Source organism: Amycolatopsis vancoresmycina, assembly GCF_000716785.1.
Lineage (GTDB): Bacteria > Actinomycetota > Actinomycetes > Mycobacteriales > Pseudonocardiaceae > Amycolatopsis > Amycolatopsis vancoresmycina.
Window position 1 is genome coordinate 1 of sequence record NZ_JNYY01000051.1, and the last position, 982, is coordinate 982.

The 982-nt window shown below is 66.4% G+C and carries 1 protein-coding gene; it reads left to right on the forward strand.

Annotated features, from left to right (window positions below):
- Nucleotides 1–97 precede the first annotated feature (97 nt).
- Nucleotides 98–961: an IS5 family transposase gene (locus tag OO60_RS44260; RefSeq protein ID WP_051768030.1), complete on the forward strand. Its 864-nt coding sequence runs from the start codon at nucleotides 98–100 to the stop codon at nucleotides 959–961.
- Nucleotides 962–982 lie beyond the last annotated feature (21 nt).

Sequence of the window (982 nt, forward strand, 5' to 3'; positions counted from 1 at the left end):
GAGCCTGTTTTTGATGCCGTCTGTGGGTATGGGTCGGGCCTCTGCTAGTGATCTAGACACCACATCATGATCACAACCAGCAGAGGCCCGGTCTTCTTTGTACCCTGCCGCCGGTAAGGCCACGTCAGCGGGCTGTCGTCCGCGTCGCTACCCCTCCGACACCAGCGATGCCGAGTGGGCGCTGCTGGAGTCGCTGCTGCCCACGCCCGCGTGCGAGACCGCGGCAGGTGGCCGTCCGGAGAAACATCACCGCCGCGCGATCCTCGACGCGCTGCGTTATGTCACCGACAACGGCATCAAATGGCGGGCGTTGCCGCCGGACTTCCCGCCGTGGCAGACGGTGCACGGGTTCTTCACCCGCTGGTCCAAGGCCGGGGTGTTCGAGAAGATCCGGGACCGGCTGCGGGAGAGGATCCGGGTGAAAGCGGGACGCAATCCCGCCCCGAGCGCGGCGGTGATCGACTCCCAGTCAGTCAAGGCCGCCGAGACCGTCGCCCGCGCCGGCCGCGGTTATGACGGCGGGAAGAAGATCGACGGCCGCAAACGCCACATCGCCACCGACACCCAAGGATTGCTGCTGGTCGTGCTGGTCACCGCGGCCAACCTGCAAGACCGCACTGCCGCCCGGCTGCTGCTGCCCGCGCTGCACGCCGCCCACCGCGGCGTGCGGTGGGTGTGGGCCGACGGCGGCTACACCAGCGCCGACCTCGTCGGCTGGGCCAAGACCACCCTGCGGATGACACTCGACATCGTCAAGAAAATCGTCGGTCAGAAAACCTTCGTCATCCTGCCCCGGCGCTGGGTGGTCGAACGCACCTTCTCCTGGATCACCCAAGCCCGCCGCAACGTCCGCGACTACGAACGCCTGCCCGAGCACTCCGCAGCCTTCATCAACCTCTCCATGATCACTATCATGACCAGGCGCCTGACCCGCCAGAAACAGCGGGCCAGGACCACCTAACCAAGATCCAAGACAGGCTCT